We start from the raw sequence: 14,191 nt of genomic DNA, 5'->3' as shown, positions 1-14,191 counted from the left end.
GCCAGCCCTGCATCGCACACTCGTTCGAAGAAAGGAATCGGCATGACAGGGACGGATCTCCCCAGCATCTATCGAAGCTACATCGCCTGCCTGAATGCGCGGGACTGGCCGGGTCTTGGCAGGTTCGTTCACACCGAGGCTCGCTACAACGGCCGACGCATCGGCCTGTCCGGCTACCGCGAGATGCTGGAGAAAGACTGCGACGAGATCCCCGATCTGCACTTCGACATCCGGCTGCTCATTGCCGAGCCGCCGCATATCGCCAGCCGGCTGCAGTTCGACTGCTCGCCGAAGGGCGTCTTTCTCGGGCTGCCCGTGAATGGCCGAAGAATCTCTTTCAGCGAGAACGTGTTCTACGAATTCCTGGATGAAAGAATTGCGAACGTCTGGTCTGTCATCGACAAGGCGGCCATCGAAGCTCAGCTCATGAACGACAGCAAAGGTGCGGCACCGGAACAAGCGAAGCGATTCCCATGAAGATGGTCCTGACCTCCGCAGCCACGCCGGACGAATACATCGCATGCCTGGGCGGCTGGCAGCGAGACTACGCCGCCGCCCTGCGACGCGCCGTCCGCGAGGCCGTGCCCGAACTGGAAGAGCGCCTCAAATGGGGGCACATCGTCGGCTTCCACACCGGACCGGTGCTCCTGATACGGGCGGAACCCGAGCGCGTGCTCTTCGGGTTCTGGCGCGGCCAGCGGATGCGGCACATCGAGCCGCGCCTGAAGCCCGGCGGCCAGTACGAGATGGCGACACTCGCGCTTCGGCAGGACACGCCGCTGCTTCAAGCGACTGTCTCGCGTCTCGCGACGGAGGCTGTTGAACTCAATCGCCTGCTTGGCGACCCCACGGCCAAGCCAACGGCCTGAACACACGAAGGAAGAAACATGGGATTTGCCATTTCATGGCTGGCCGTGAAGGCCGACCGGCGCCAAGAAGCGCTGGCTCACTGCGGGCTGCGCGCCACCGGCGTTCGCGAAGAGTTGCCCGAGTCCGACTTCTGCGGCGTGGACCTTCCCTCGGGCTGGTTCCTGGTGTTCATCAACTCGGCGGACTCCGCCCTGCATTCGGATGCGAGCCTGCGCAAGCTTTCCTTGCGTGGTGAAGTCTTCGCGTGCGAGATCGAGGAGCACGTGATGGTCAGCGCCGTCAGCTGCTGGCGAAACGGATCATTGGCCTGGTCGGCGGTGCACGATGCCGAGCGCGGCCTGCTGGACCTCGAGGAGACGGGAACGCTGCCGGAGGAACTCCCGTCCATCCGGGCGCGGGCCCTCGCGCAGCACGAAGCCGATGCGGACGGCGAGGTCGACTACATGTTCGAAGTGCCGGTGGAACTCGCCCAGGCCGCGGTCGGATTCCGGTACGACCAGGACATCAAAGGCGCCGGAGATGAGCCCTTCGAGGTGCTGTCAGCCTCAGGGAAGGGCGGTTGACGGCATCGGGCCGACGGGCATCGTCCCGTGCGATCGACACATCTTCGTTTTAGACTGGAACTCATGGCAAGAGGCATCGTGGTTACCTTCGTCTCGCGACGCAATTCCCTTCGCAGCAGATTGGCGCACGCCAGCCTCGCACACCTGGGCGGGAGCCGGTTCACGGTGCTCTCGTGCGGCCAGCCCGGAAAGATCGCTGGCGGCATCCATCCCGCGGCCGTCGCCGCGCTCGACAACGCAGGCATTCCGCAGCTGGACGCGCCGCCGCGCAGTTGGAACGACCTGACCGCATCGGGCGCACCCCGCGCGGAGTTCGTCATCACCCTGGACGAGTCAACGTCGCTCGCCCAACCACGCTGGCCGGGTCAGCCCGATGCGGCGCTGTGGGCCTTTCCGGATATTGCGGAGATCGAGAATCCCGAAGACGCCGTGCGCGCAGCCATCCAGATGATGTTCGTGCTGCGCCGGCGCCTGGAGCTGTTCGTGAGCCTGCCGCTTCAAGGTGCCGACCGCGCGGCGATCCGGTCGGACCTGCGCGACCTGGCGCACATGCGGTAGGCCCGGGCGACCTCACATCGGCGGCATCCTGTCGAACTTCAGCAATGCCGGGTCCAGGAAATCCCATGCGTGTCCGCGCACGCCGTACGTGACCGCCTGCGGTCGATAACGGCCAGGGTCGTCGAGGCTCGCGGCATGCACGGTGAACACGTCGGGCATCGCGGCGAAGGTCAGGTACACGGGCGATCCGCAGTGCGGACAGAACGCGCGGGTCTTCACGTTGCCGCTGTCGCCGACCATGTCCCACAGCGTCGCTTCGCCGCTGTACTTCACGCCGCCGCGGGGGAAGGTGAGGTACGAACCGTGGCCGGTGCCGCTCTTGCGCTGGCAGTCGCGGCATTGGCAGTCGTTCTGGAAGACCGGTTCGCCAGAGATTTCGAAGCGGATCGCGCCGCATGCGCAACCGCCGGTGTAAGGCTGGTCGATCTCTGCTGTTCTTTCGACGATGTCGGTCATGGAGCGCTCCGTTCAGTTGGTTCGAGAAAAACGCACGCGTGCCGCGTGGCGTGATGACCAATCTATTCGAGCGGACGCACGGCGAGGGAGTAACAAGATCGTCGCGAATCGCGCGGAGTGGGACCGTGCGAGCGGCATGCGATCTCGACGAGGTTCCCGATGGGTATCATCGCGCTCCAAATCAAGGGAGCGCATGCATGGGGAACAAGGTTCAGGGCGTGATCGCCGTCGTGTGGGGTGGATGGGCGATGACCCGCTGGATGAATCTCCCGCAGGCCGCAGCGGGCGCTGAGGCCGGCTACTCGGCCGGAAAATCCGCAGGCATGCTGGTCTTCGCCGCCGTGTTGCTGGCGTTCGGGGCCTACAAGCTGTTCAAGCGCTAGTTCGCGCAATCGGTCGCCCTGCGGGGTGACCTTCATCGGCGATGGACTGGCCTCAGGGCAGGAAGCCCTTGTTCTCCATCGGATCGGCGCCCTGCGCCTGCGGGTCGCCCGTCACGCGCCACGAGCCATCGGCCTGAAGGCCCGTCGCGCCGATCGTCCGATGTTCGCCGTCCAGCATCGCCACCATGAAGGGAAAGGCTGCGCGGATGTCGGGCCGGGCGGTCCATGCGGGGGCATCGGCGACGCGGTAGGCGTAGTGCAGCAACCCGCTGCGTTTGCCCATCGCTTCATGCTGCATCGTCGTGACCTGCCTGCGGCCGAAACACAGCTGCGGGTTCGGCGGGGCTTCGGGCCGCAAGCGATACAGGCGCGCATCGCCGCCGGTCTCCTGGACGAGATCGATCCGCACGCGAGGGCGTTCGCCACCCGGATTCGGCAGCGGCACGCGGCGCACGATGCCTGCGCTTACCAGCGCGTCGACGGGCGGTGTCGCGAGGCTGTCCGCGCTGAACTCGATCGGCCAGGTTCCCGAGAGAAGCGGCGCGCAGACCCGGACGGCATCGATCTGCTGCCGCAGGCTGGCAAGCGCGGCCGGCGATTGCGCCGGGGTGTCCGCGGGGCAGCCGGCAAGGAGCGACAGCGTTGCTGCAGCTGTCATGGTGCGCAACATCGTCTGCACTGTCCGCCCTTGCTGCCGCGAGCCGACACGTCTCTCGATGGTCGTCATTCGGTGCTCCCTGGTTCGATCGTCTTCGTCGCGATGCCGTAGAGCGCGAGCATGCCCAGCACATGCCCGATGGCAACGCCAGGCTCACCCGATTCGATTCGCGCGATTGTCTGGACGTGCACGCCCAGTCGCGTGGCGGCCGTGGCCTGGCCTTCACCGGCACGTGTGCGCGCCAGCTTGGCCTGCGCCCCCATGTGCCTGATCGCCTGGAGGGCGTCGCTGTCGATGTCTGCCGAGATGCGTTTGCCTTGAGCCATGGCGGGATTGTCGCCGCGCGGTCCAGCCATGTCTCCAGCCTCGCCGGACTCCGGCCCGCGCCTGTGCAAGCGCGCGAAGCCTGGCGTCAGAATAGCCACGGTCAGGTGACGAAGGAGGATTCAGCATGGCGGTGATTGCGGAGGATCTGCGGATGGCGGCGTTGCAGGGGCTTGGCGTGTCCGTGCCTCTGCTGCCGGGCCGCCTGCCCGAGGAATTCGAACGCGTCGCCAGGCTCAAGCAAGAGCTCTGGGCTGTGCGGTTCGACCTGGGTGAGCCATGAAAATTCGTCAGATTGCCCCATCAGAACTCGAAGAGCTTCTGGCTCTCTATCGACATCTTCACGAGGTCGACGACCCGCTCCCGGACCCGGCCACCGTCGATGCGGTCTGGCAGGAACTGTCGGGCAATCGGCGTTGCAGATGCCTCGGTGTCTATGTGCAGGACAAGCTCGTCTCCAGCTGCACGCTCACCGTCATCCCCAATCTCACGCGCGGCTGCAAGCCCTATGGCGTGATCGAAAACGTCGTGACCCACGCCGACCACCGGGGGCAGGGCCACGGCAAGGCCGTCCTTGCCGCCGCGCTTTCAATCGCCTGGTCGCAGGGCTGCTACAAGGTCATGCTGTTGACCGGCAGGAAGGATGAAGCGACCTTCCAGTTCTACGAGGCAGCCGGCTTCGATCGGCACGAGAAGCAGGCGTTCATCGCCAAGCGCCCTGTGCTCGGGGAATGAGCGCGTGCAGAACGCGGAGCCTGGTCGGGAGCGGGCAGCGTTCGGTGAATTCGGGGCTGCGCGTGGATGAGGCAGAATTTGAGCCAGAGCGCACACCCGCTCGTTGGAGCAGCATCCAGCCTGCTCGCATTCATGTCGCCCGGCTTCATAAGGACTGGCGACGCATTGACTCCTGTTGGACCCGACACGAGTAGATCAGAGGCCGTGCAACAGCACGCCCCGGTGATTCGATCTTTCTCTCTGGGCGCCATCGAAGCGATTTCGACAGCGCCGTGTCAAGGAGTTCAACAGCAATGCATTCGCAGGCCAATCCACGTCTTCCAGTCCTGATCGCCCTTTCCGCCATCGCGGTTCTTCCGGTCAACATGTTCGTGCCTTCGCTGCCGGGCATCGCCAAGGACCTCGGTGCGGACTTTGCGCTCGTCAACGTCGCCATCGCCGGATATGCCATCGCCACAGCCTTCACGCACCTGATCGCGGGTGCGCTGTCGGACAGGTTCGGGCGCAAGCCGATCGCGCTGATCGCTCTCGCCGTCTTCACGGTGGCATCCATCGGCTGCAGCCTGGCGAACGACATCGGCATGTTCTTGCTGTGCCGGCTGTTCCAAGGCCCCGTCATCGCCGGATACGCGGTTTCTCTTGCGGCAATTCGAGACACCAGCGACGAGCGCATGGCGGCAAGCCGGATCGGCTACGTGTCTTCGGCATGGGCCGTCGCGCCGATGGTGGGGCCGGCCATCGGCGGAATACTCGATTCATCTTTCGGGTGGCGCGCAAACTTCATTGCGTTTGCAGTCCTTGGGGTTGTGGGCCTGTGCCTGGTGACCTTCTGCATGAAGGAGACGAACATCCATCGCACGAAGTCGGTCGCACTCCAGCTCAGGGGTTACGGTGAATTGATCCGTTCGGCGCGGTTCTGGGCGTATGCGCTCTGCATGGCATTCGCCATCGGGACGCTGTATGCGTTTCTCGGCGGTGCGCCCCTGGTGGTCGCGCGGTCGGGCGGGACATCGAGCACGGCGCTTGGCTTCTACATGGGGATGGTCCCCGCGGGCTTCATCGTCGGGAGCTATGTGGTCGGACACGCAAGTTCCCGCCACACGCCGATCAGCTTCATCCTTGCGGGACGGGTTCTGACTTGCCTGGGATTGGTGACCGGACTGGTTCTGGCCATGTGCGGCATGACGCACCCGTTCGCGTTTTTTGGCCCCTGCGTGTGCGTGGGGCTGGGCAACGGATTGACCATGCCCGCGGCCAACGCACGAGTCCTGTCCATACGCCCAGGACTTGCGGGCACGGCGTCGGGTCTGGCGGCTGCGTTGACCGTGATCGGCGCCGGGATCATCGCTTTTCTCTCGGGGCTGGTTGTCGATGCTTCGAACGCGCACTTTGCGGTGCTGGGCGTGATGCTGGCGTCCTCGGTGTTGTCGTTCCTTGCCGCAATCGCCATCTTCTCCATAGAAAGTGCGAAGAGCGGGACGAGTTCCTGAGCTCGCGCCTACTTGGCAAGAATCCAACCTGCGATCCGCGGAACGACTTCGCGATCCAGCCCATTGAAGCCGTGATACGCCATGGCCTCGCACGGGTCGCCCTTGTTCTCCCCGCCCTTGAAGCTCAACAGTTCTTTCCTCGGCGAGTTGTCGAGCTTCTCCATGAGCGCGGGCACGTTGGCAAATGCGCAATGTGCACAACCGTGCTGCTCGTGATGCACGACGAGCACCGGGACCCGGATCTTTCCTAGCGGCATGGCCGGAACAGGCCGGCCGGCATCGTCGGTGAGGATGGTCGAACTCAGCACGATGCCGTCCGGGCCTTCGAGGCCGGAAAGCTCGGTGGCGACGTAGGCCGACGACTGCGTCCCGCGGCTGGTGCCCGCGAGCCACACCGGCACCTTGGCTTGTTCGCGCATCCACGCGATGACCGCTTTCATGTCGGCCGCATGCTCGGGCTTCTGGCGAAACCCGGTGAGAAAGGGTGGGCTCTGCCGGTCGGACGGCGCGTCGATCACCGCGACCATCAAGCCCTGGTCCGCAAACAACTGCCGCGTGCGCACGAGGAAGTTTCCGGCGCCCCACTTGAACGACCCATTGGGAAAGATCTGCAGCCCTCCGTGCCCGCCCGCGATCAGGATCACCGCGGCCTTGGTCGTCGGCGGCGACAGCACGAGCATGCGTTGCGTCACTCCGGGACGGGTGGGAATGTCGACCACCTTCTGCGTGATCTGCGCCTGGACTTGCGAAACCAGCGCGATCAGAAAGCCCGCGATCCAGCATCCGGCAGCGTTGCGCATCGACGATCTCCTGGGTGGAAAAGTCTTCGGGCCCTGTGGTCTCAGGAGCGGATGTTATCGCTGGTATCGCCGTCATCCGCCGTCCCGTCTTGCGTGATCGAGGGCCCACGCATCCGTCAAGCGCAGGGTCTCAAAAAACAGCTTTAAAAATAAATAGTTGACACTTAAACAATTGAGTTTTAAATTCACATCACCGCGAAAGTTCTGTGTGCGGCTTTCAGTGGCATCCCTTCCAAGCACTCGTTCAATCAACGCGCCCAAGGGCGCATTCAGGAGTCGCAAATGTCCATGCTCAAGATCGCAAAGCTCTTCACCGCCATCTTCGGTGCCGCAGTCGTCGCAACCGGTGCAGCCAGCGCTGCCGCCGCCGCGCCGGCCAAGCCCGGCATCGTTCTCGTGCACGGTGGTTTCGTCGACGGCTCCGGCTGGGAAGGCGTCTACAAGATCCTGTCGAAGGACGGGTACGACGTCACCATCGTCCAGAACCCCACCATCTCGCTGGCCGACGATGTCGCGGTCACGAAGCGCGCAATCGCCGCGCAGAAGAAGCCGGTCGTCCTGGTCGGCCACTCCTATGGCGGCGTGGTGGTCACCGAGGCGGGCAACGACGACAAGGTGGCAGGCCTCGTCTACATCGCCGCGTTCGCACCCGACAAGGGCGAGTCGGTCGATTCGCTGATCAAGAACCCGCCGCCCGGCGCGCCGGTGCCCCCGATCCTTCCGCCGCAGGATGGCTTCCTGATGCTCGACAAGACGAAGTTCGCCGCATCCTTCGCCGCCGATGTGAAGCCCGAAACGGCCGCCTTCATGGCGAACTCGCAGGTGCCGTGGGGCGTTGCCGCCCTGGGTGGCGCGGTGAGCGAACCCGCATGGAAGTCGAAGCCGAGCTGGTACCTCGTGGCCACCGACGACAAGATGATCCCGCCGCCCGCGCAGCGCAACATGTCCAAGCGCGCAGGTGCCGTCGTCACCGAAACGCCGGGCAGCCACGCCGTCTACGTTTCGAATACCAAGGCGGTTGCCGCCTTGATCAAGAAGGCCGCGGAGAAGGTGGCCGTCGCAGCCCAGTGATCGGGTACGGCACCGCGCAGTGCCGTGTGAAGCCACCGGGGAGCGCGGCTACAGGCGCTCCCCGGATCCCTCGACTTCCAGTCCCCAGACCCCAAGACACCGTCATGCGCCAGCCGGTGCGAATGTAAACCTTAGGGGTTAGTCCCGAGCCTTCGCCGCTTGCCTGCGTTCGCGCTCCTGCGTTAGTCTCGCGCTGCTTTAAACCGACCGGTCGGTCGGTCGATCATCCGAGCGATGAAGCAACCAAGCGAGATTTGCCGGACACCCGGCGCACGACTCAAACACTGGAAAAAAGCATGCGCGACGAAAAACGTGTTCCCCGAGCCCTGCTGTCAAAGGGCTTGCTGCTGGCTGCGGGCCTGGCCCTGCAGGCCTGCGGAGGCGGCGGCGGGGGAGGCAGTGGCTTTCTGCCTATCGTTCCTGCGCCCGCACCTGCCCCGGCGCCCCCCGCACCGCCGCCTTCCGGGCCCACGGCCGAACAGCTCAAGAGCACCTGCAACACGCTCAAGGGACAGGTCATCGAAGGCGTGACCGTCACGGGCACCGTGCGCTTCGAGGCCAAGGCGCCGATCTACCCGTCGGGCTTCTGCCAGGTGCTGGGCACACGCGCACCCTTCCTCGACATCGAGATCGACGTGCCCGACAACTGGACCGGCCGCTACTGGCAACAGGGCGGCGGCGGTTTCGACGGGCGCATCGCCTCGGTGGTGACCACCGATGCGGGCGGCGCGGTGACTGCGGTGAGCCCCGTGCTCGCCGTGAAGGGCGCGGTGTACGCGGCATCCAACGGCGGCAACCGGGCGAGCGTTCCCGCACAGGCCGCGCCGGGCGTGTGGGTGAGCGGTACGCCCGAAGGCCAGCAGTCGGCCATCGACTACGCCTACGCCGCCGGCGGCACCACGGTGCGTTTCGGCAAGGCCGTCGCCAAGGCCTTCTTCGGCAAGGCGCCGAGCCACAGTTACTTCAGCGGCTGCTCCAACGGCGGACGCAACGCCTACATCGCCGCGCAGCGCTGGCCCCAGGAGTTCGACGGCATCGTCGCCGGCTGCGAGACCATGGACATGGGCGGGGCCGTCACAGGCCTGATGAACACAGCCGCCAAGGCGGCCACGCCGGCCGAGATCAGCCCGCCGCAGTACACCGCCGCCTACGCGGCCGCAGTGGCAGCCTGCGACGCCAGCGACGGCGCGACCGACGGCTACCTCGCCAACCCCGGCGCATGCACCCTCCCTGCCGCCTCGCTGCAATGCGGCCAGCCCGGCGCGAATGCCGACCCTGCCCTGTGCCTGTCGGCCGCGCAGGTTCCCACGCTCGCGGGCCTGCTCAGCGACCTGACGCTGGCCACCGGCGCCACCGCGTACAGCAAGTACAACTGGACCAACTTCGCGCCTTCGTCACCCATTCCCGGCGTGCCCGCGCTGGGCGTCACGAGCTATGGCGGCCTGGGTGGCGGCTTCGCGTTCCTGGCGACGAACGATCCACTGTGGTTCGGTGCACCGCCCCCGGGCACGGCGCCCGCTCCCAACCTGGCAAGCTTCGACGTCAACCGCCACTACTACATCTTCAGCAGCGGCCTTCAGCGACTGGGCGCCGACCACGACAGGAACGCCATCGCGGCCTACGTGGCGTCGGGCCGCAAGCTCCTCTCCTGGCACGACGCAGGGGATCCACTGATGTCGGCGAACGACCACGTTCGCAACTTCACCACCATGTCCGCCGCCGCCAAGGCCTTCGGCCTGGCCGATCCGCGAACCAACGCCCGCATGTTCATCGTTCCCGCCCCGACCCACGGGGCGGGCGGCAACCTGAACGAGGTCGACTGGCTCAGCGCCGTCGTCGACTGGGTGGAGAGCAGCAAGGCGCCGGACCAGCTGACCTACAACTTCATGGCCGGTGCCACGGCCCGGACGATGCCGGTCTGCGAGGCGCCGAGGTACCCGCGCTACAACGGGACGGGCGACGTCAACGCCGCGGCCAGCTTCACCTGCACACCGTGAGGACTGGCGCTACGGCGACGCGGCGTCGCGCCTTGCGGATCTTGGGCGCGGGTGCGGCGGCGCTGGTTGCGGCGCCGTGGGCGTCGCCGGCGCCACGCGCCGAGGCGGACGCGGAGATCCTGATCGGCCAGTCGTGCCAGCTGAGCGGCCCGCTCGCCCCGCTGACGCGCGAGCTCCAGGAAGGCGCGGCGTGGTGCTTCGAGCAGGTCAATGCCAGGGGCGGCGTGCACGGGCGGCAGGTCCGGGTCGTCGCGCTGGACGATGCCTACGACCCCCAGCGCACGGCAGACAACGTGCGGCAGCTGATCGAGAAGCAGGGTGTCTTCGCGCTCTTCAATCTCGCGGGCACGCCGACCACGCTGGCTGCGCTCCCGGTATTGCGGGAGCGCAAGGTGCCGCTGATCGCGCCCTTCACGGGAACCGACGCCCTGCGCAGCGGTTTCGACAGATATGTCTTCAACGTGCGCGCGGGCTATGCGGACGAGATCGAGAAGATCGTGCAGCACCTCGCCGTCCTGGGCATCGATCGCGTGGGCGTGGCCTACATGAACAACTCGTTCGGCAAGGGAGGGCTCGATGCCGTCAAGAGCGCTGCCGCCAGGCGCGACGTGGTGCTGGCGGCGACGGCGCCGTTGGAAATCGACGGCAGCGGGCTGCGAGTGGCGGCGCAAGACCTCGCGCGTGCCAGGCCGCCGGTGATCATCCTGGCCACAGCAGGCAAGCTCACGAGCGACTTCATCGCGGCCTATCAGTCGTCCGGCGCCAGCGCGCAGTTCTATGCCTTGTCCGTGGTCAGCTCGCAGCAACTGATCCAGGCGCTCGGCGATCGCAGCAAGGGCGTCGCCATCGCCCAGGTGATGCCCTATCCGTGGGGCAGCGGTACGAAGCTTGCGCGCGAGTTGTCCGAGCTGGCGAGCCGCAAGGGCGTGGAAGTTGGCTACAACCACATGGAGGGTTTCGTGTCCGCCAAGGTGCTCGTCGAAGGATTGCAGCAGGCCGGCCCATCCCCGACGCGCGAGAGCCTCGTGCGAGGTCTCGAAGGGCTTCGCGAACTCGACCTCGGCGGCTACGTGGTGCGTTTCTCCGAGCGCAACCACAACGGATCGAATCATGTCGAACTGACGATCGTCGGGGCCTCGAAACGGGTCTTGCGCTGATCGGCAATTCGCGGGCAGTGTCGGCCAGGGCGAATCAACGGGGCAGAGCACCGCCAGCCTTGCGCCGGAACTCTCCCGGCGTGATGCCGTAGGTGTCCCGGAACAGACGCGTGAAGTGGCTCTGGCTCGCAAACCCCGCTTGCGCCACCACGTCCACCAACGCGGCGTTCGACGAACGCATCAGCCCGCGTGCGACCTCGAGTTGCCTGTGAACGATGAACTGGTGCGGCGAGGTCCCCGTGGACTTTCGGAAGATGCGGACGAACTGCGACTTGCTCATGCCCACGCTTGTCGATAGCGCCGTGAGCGTCAGCTCGCTCATCGGCTTTTCCGCGATGAGTTCGTTCAGCCGCGACCATTGCCATTCCGTCAATGTCCCGCGTTCCCGCACCGGCGCCTGCCCGCGGCTTCGGATCAGGTGGGCCAGCACGCCACAGCTCAGCGACTCGGCGTAGAGCGGTCCGTTGGGGCAGCCGAGCCGGACCTCCCGCAGCATCGCCCGCAGCACGGCGGCCAGGGAAGGATCGTGGAACTCGACGGCCTGCCGGAGATTCATGAGCAGGTCTTCCTGCGCCAAGCCCTGATGTTCGAGTGCGGTCAGATCGAGCGGGAGCAGCAGCCGGTGGGCATCACGGCAGTCGACCTGGTTCACCTGGACGCGCGTTTCCGCGTTGAACAGCGTGAGGGCGCCGGCGCCCGCATTGAGGTCGTGCCCGCGACCGCCCACGGTCATGCGCGATGTGACGGCGCCGGATTCGATCATCGACAGCGTTGGCGCGATCGTGGTGAAGCTGCTTGTCCAGGCGCCCTCCGGAGTGCCGACCCATGCGAAGGGCAGGCCGTTCCAGGCAGCGGTCAACGACGGCGCAAGAAGACTCGCGTTCTCGCGATTGCGCGCTGCATCGTCCAGTGCAGTCCGGCTCAGCTTGAAGACCATATCTCCTCCAGAACGTCGGCGAGCCGACACGGCAACTGCGCCACTTTAGTGTTTTCGATGAGGGTCGTTTGTTCAAAAGTGAGTCGAAACGGCAAGACCGGATTCCGCTTGCCCATTGAAATCGACCCGCGGCGCCAGATCGCGCCGAGCGGCCGCGCAATGTCTGCCCGCCGAAAAACAACTCGGAGAAAACACAATGACCCGTGAGCGGTATCGTCGTTGCAATCGATGGCATTTCCTGGCGGCCGGACTCCTGCTTGCAGGGTTGACGGCGTGTGGAGGAAGTGGGGATGGCGGTTCGGCACCCGGCCTGGTCTTGCCTCCCGTGCCGCCGCCGACCGACACATCCGGCGCGCAAGGCCTCGCATGCGACGACGCGATGAAGACCGGCTTCGCGCCGGACGCGAACACTTCTGTCTTGCTGGCGAGGTCCTTCAAGAAGGGTGATGCGCTCCTGCTCTCCGGCGCCGCAACGCCGGCAACGCCCATCGCGCAAAGCGACTTGTGCCTGGTGAAGCTGATCGTGGGGCCGGGGCACGCTGGACCTTCGGACGCACCTTCCACCACAGCCGGGATCGGGATCGAAATATGGCTGCCTGCCAAGGTCGCCTGGAACAGGAAGATCCATTTGATCGGCGGCACCGGTTGGGCGGGTGGAACCCAGACCTCCACGAGCGCGATCTCGTTCAGTCCGCTCGCCAGCCCCTGGGATGTGGCTGGCGTGGAAGGCGCTGTATCCGCGACCACCGATACGGGGCACACCTTGTCGAACGGGGACTTCCTGATGAATCCCGATGGCACCGTGAACACGGCGGGATGGTCCGATTTCTCGGAACGCGGCATCCATGAAATGACGCTCAAGGCCAAGGCGCTGGCCCGGGCGTACTACGGCGCGGACGCGAAATACACCTACTGGCACGGCAGTTCGACCGGAGGACGCCAGGGGCTCAAGCAGGCGCAGGCGTACCCAGGGGATTTCGACGGAATCATTGCCAGCTCGCCAGCCATAAACTGGACGAGGTTCAACACCGCCACGCTCTATGGCCAATTGATCACGCAGCGCGATCTTGGCGGTGTCGCCATGAGCATCGCGCAAGTCAATGCGGTATCTGCCGCGGCGCTCGGTGCATGCGATCTGGTTGGCGGAAAACATCTGGGCTACCTGATCGATCCTTCTCAGTGCGCCTACGACCCGCAGCAGGATCCGCAGGTGCTTTGCACCGGCAGCGGGGGCAGCAATACAGACCCGGCGACCTGCGTTTCGAGCGCGCAGGCACAGAGCATCGTCAAGGTCTGGTACGGACCCACGCGCGATGGCTCGGTGCCCGCGCCGGCGGCGGACACGGGATACGCGGTCGGTCTCGCGGGGGCGCGCCTGTGGTACGGCTATCCGCGCGGTGCGCCGCTGGCGACTTCACCATTCGGCGGCGGTGCAATCCTGGGGCCGGTGAGTCCACAGACCCTGGCCACGGACACGATTGCGCTCATCCGGCAGGACCCCACGCTCGCGACCCCGAGTTTTCTCAATGCCACGGGAAACGGCGTTGATGGCTGGAAGAACCTCAGCTATGCCGACCTCGGCAGCATCTTCGATCGCGGCATCGCGCTTCAATCCGAGTTCGGCAACATCAACACGGACAACCCGGATCTGACAGCGTTCCAGGCGCGTGGCGGGAAGCTCATCACCTTTGTCGGACAGTCGGACGATCTGATTCCCCATCAGGGGCTGCTTCAGTACTACACGGCCGTGGCGAATCAGCTCAATGCGTCGTTGAAGTCTCCGCCTGCCGACGTATTCGCGGCGGCGAATTCTTTCTACAAGCTCTATCTCGTTCCCGGAATGGGCCACTACGGAACGAACGGGACCGTCAACGCCGACGCGAATCCGCCGGTCCCGAGCGAGGCGCTCAAGTACGCGATGCTGACCGACTGGGTGGAAAAGGGCATCGAGCCCGGGCGCGTCGATGTGACGAGCGCAGCGACGAGCACCGCACCCGGCAAAGGCCAGCCGTTCTGTGTCTATCCACTCAAGGCGACATACCAATCGGGTGATGCTTTCGCGGCTGCCAGCTACGCATGCCGGTGACGCGCTGCGGGACGCAACGCCGGCCGCCCGGGCAGACCGGGTGGTCAGCGTTCCGGAAGTTTTCTGGACGACACTGTCGGCTCGCTCCCGTTCTGAGAACGGGCAG

General features: G+C 65.6%; 17 protein-coding genes. 12 read left to right on the top strand and 5 right to left on the bottom strand.

Annotated features, from left to right (window positions below; all coding sequences use genetic code 11):
* Nucleotides 1-42: 42 nt before the first annotated feature.
* From NU688_RS13980 to NU688_RS13965, 4 genes are all read left to right on the top strand, one after another.
* Nucleotides 43-477 carry an ester cyclase gene (locus NU688_RS13980; protein ID WP_257861264.1) on the top strand — a complete coding sequence of 145 codons (435 nt, stop codon included), beginning with the start codon at nt 43-45 and terminating at the stop codon, nt 475-477.
* Complete coding sequence (locus NU688_RS13975) at nt 474-869, top strand: DUF1801 domain-containing protein (RefSeq protein WP_257861263.1); 396 nt, start codon at nt 474-476, stop codon at nt 867-869. Before NU688_RS13980 ends, NU688_RS13975 begins: the two co-directional genes overlap by 4 nt.
* A gap of 18 nt (nt 870-887) precedes the next feature.
* Nucleotides 888-1,433 (top strand): hypothetical protein, encoded by a 546-nt coding sequence (locus NU688_RS13970; RefSeq protein WP_257861262.1) that lies wholly within the window; start codon nt 888-890, stop codon nt 1,431-1,433.
* 63 nt (nt 1,434-1,496) lie between these two features.
* Nucleotides 1,497-1,991, top strand: coding sequence for a protein tyrosine phosphatase (locus NU688_RS13965; protein ID WP_257861261.1), 495 nt, complete (start codon nt 1,497-1,499; stop codon nt 1,989-1,991).
* A 12-nt stretch (nt 1,992-2,003) separates the two neighbouring features.
* On the opposite strand, the gene NU688_RS13960 is transcribed toward NU688_RS13965, so the two are convergent.
* Entirely contained in the window at nt 2,004-2,447 is a 444-nt protein-coding gene (locus NU688_RS13960) for a GFA family protein (RefSeq protein ID WP_257861260.1), read from the bottom strand.
* A 197-nt stretch (nt 2,448-2,644) separates the two neighbouring features.
* Between NU688_RS13960 and NU688_RS13955 the strand changes: the two genes are divergently transcribed.
* Nucleotides 2,645-2,830 (top strand): hypothetical protein, encoded by a 186-nt coding sequence (locus NU688_RS13955; protein ID WP_257861259.1) that lies wholly within the window; start codon nt 2,645-2,647, stop codon nt 2,828-2,830.
* Between the two features lie 52 nt (nt 2,831-2,882).
* Here the strand turns inward: NU688_RS13955 and NU688_RS13950 are convergent, their stop codons facing one another.
* Together NU688_RS13950 and NU688_RS13945 are read right to left on the bottom strand one after the other, a co-directional pair.
* Nucleotides 2,883-3,557, bottom strand: a complete 675-nt coding sequence (locus tag NU688_RS13950) for a hypothetical protein (RefSeq protein ID WP_257861258.1) — start codon at nt 3,555-3,557, stop codon at nt 2,883-2,885.
* Nucleotides 3,554-3,814 carry a helix-turn-helix transcriptional regulator gene (locus NU688_RS13945; RefSeq protein ID WP_257861257.1) on the bottom strand — a complete coding sequence of 87 codons (261 nt, stop codon included), beginning with the start codon at nt 3,812-3,814 and terminating at the stop codon, nt 3,554-3,556. The genes NU688_RS13950 and NU688_RS13945 overlap by 4 nt, the downstream gene beginning before the upstream one ends.
* Nucleotides 3,815-3,939: 125 nt before the next feature.
* Between NU688_RS13945 and NU688_RS13940 the strand changes: the two genes are divergently transcribed.
* From NU688_RS13940 to NU688_RS13930, 3 genes are all read left to right on the top strand, one after another.
* Nucleotides 3,940-4,095 (top strand): hypothetical protein, encoded by a 156-nt coding sequence (locus NU688_RS13940; protein WP_257861256.1) that lies wholly within the window; start codon nt 3,940-3,942, stop codon nt 4,093-4,095.
* Nucleotides 4,092-4,547 (top strand): GNAT family N-acetyltransferase, encoded by a 456-nt coding sequence (locus NU688_RS13935; RefSeq protein WP_257861255.1) that lies wholly within the window; start codon nt 4,092-4,094, stop codon nt 4,545-4,547. Before NU688_RS13940 ends, NU688_RS13935 begins: the two co-directional genes overlap by 4 nt.
* Before the next feature lie 293 nt (nt 4,548-4,840).
* Entirely contained in the window at nt 4,841-6,037 is a 1,197-nt protein-coding gene (locus NU688_RS13930; RefSeq protein WP_257861254.1) for an MFS transporter, read from the top strand.
* 8 nt (nt 6,038-6,045) lie between these two features.
* On the opposite strand, the gene NU688_RS13925 is transcribed toward NU688_RS13930, so the two are convergent.
* Nucleotides 6,046-6,837 carry an alpha/beta hydrolase gene (locus tag NU688_RS13925; RefSeq protein ID WP_257861253.1) on the bottom strand — a complete coding sequence of 264 codons (792 nt, stop codon included), beginning with the start codon at nt 6,835-6,837 and terminating at the stop codon, nt 6,046-6,048.
* 282 nt (nt 6,838-7,119) lie between these two features.
* Between NU688_RS13925 and NU688_RS13920 the strand changes: the two genes are divergently transcribed.
* The 3 genes from NU688_RS13920 (at nt 7,120) to NU688_RS13910 (ending at nt 11,062) form a co-directional block, all read left to right on the top strand.
* The gene (locus NU688_RS13920) at nt 7,120-7,908 is read left to right on the top strand and encodes an alpha/beta hydrolase (RefSeq protein WP_257861252.1); all 789 of its coding nucleotides are present in this window, start codon (nt 7,120-7,122) and stop codon (nt 7,906-7,908) included.
* A 296-nt stretch (nt 7,909-8,204) separates the two neighbouring features.
* A complete protein-coding gene (locus NU688_RS13915) occupies nt 8,205-9,905 on the top strand; it encodes a tannase/feruloyl esterase family alpha/beta hydrolase (RefSeq protein WP_257861251.1) in 1,701 nt (566 codons plus the stop codon).
* Nucleotides 9,902-11,062 carry an ABC transporter substrate-binding protein gene (locus NU688_RS13910; RefSeq protein WP_257861250.1) on the top strand — a complete coding sequence of 387 codons (1,161 nt, stop codon included), beginning with the start codon at nt 9,902-9,904 and terminating at the stop codon, nt 11,060-11,062. Before NU688_RS13915 ends, NU688_RS13910 begins: the two co-directional genes overlap by 4 nt.
* 34 nt (nt 11,063-11,096) lie before the next feature.
* Here NU688_RS13910 and NU688_RS13905 read toward each other — a convergent pair whose 3' ends face one another.
* On the bottom strand, nt 11,097-11,999 hold the full coding sequence (locus NU688_RS13905) for an AraC family transcriptional regulator (protein ID WP_257861249.1): 903 nt from the start codon (nt 11,997-11,999) through the stop codon (nt 11,097-11,099).
* Nucleotides 12,000-12,195: 196 nt separating this feature from the next.
* Between NU688_RS13905 and NU688_RS13900 the strand changes: the two genes are divergently transcribed.
* A complete protein-coding gene (locus tag NU688_RS13900) occupies nt 12,196-14,085 on the top strand; it encodes a tannase/feruloyl esterase family alpha/beta hydrolase (RefSeq protein ID WP_257861248.1) in 1,890 nt (629 codons plus the stop codon).
* Nucleotides 14,086-14,191 lie beyond the last annotated feature (106 nt).

The sequence above is a fragment of the Variovorax sp. ZS18.2.2 genome (genome assembly GCF_024701975.1).
In the GTDB taxonomy this organism is placed as follows: domain Bacteria; phylum Pseudomonadota; class Gammaproteobacteria; order Burkholderiales; family Burkholderiaceae_C; genus Variovorax.
This window is presented reverse-complemented; position numbering and strand designations above follow the sequence as displayed.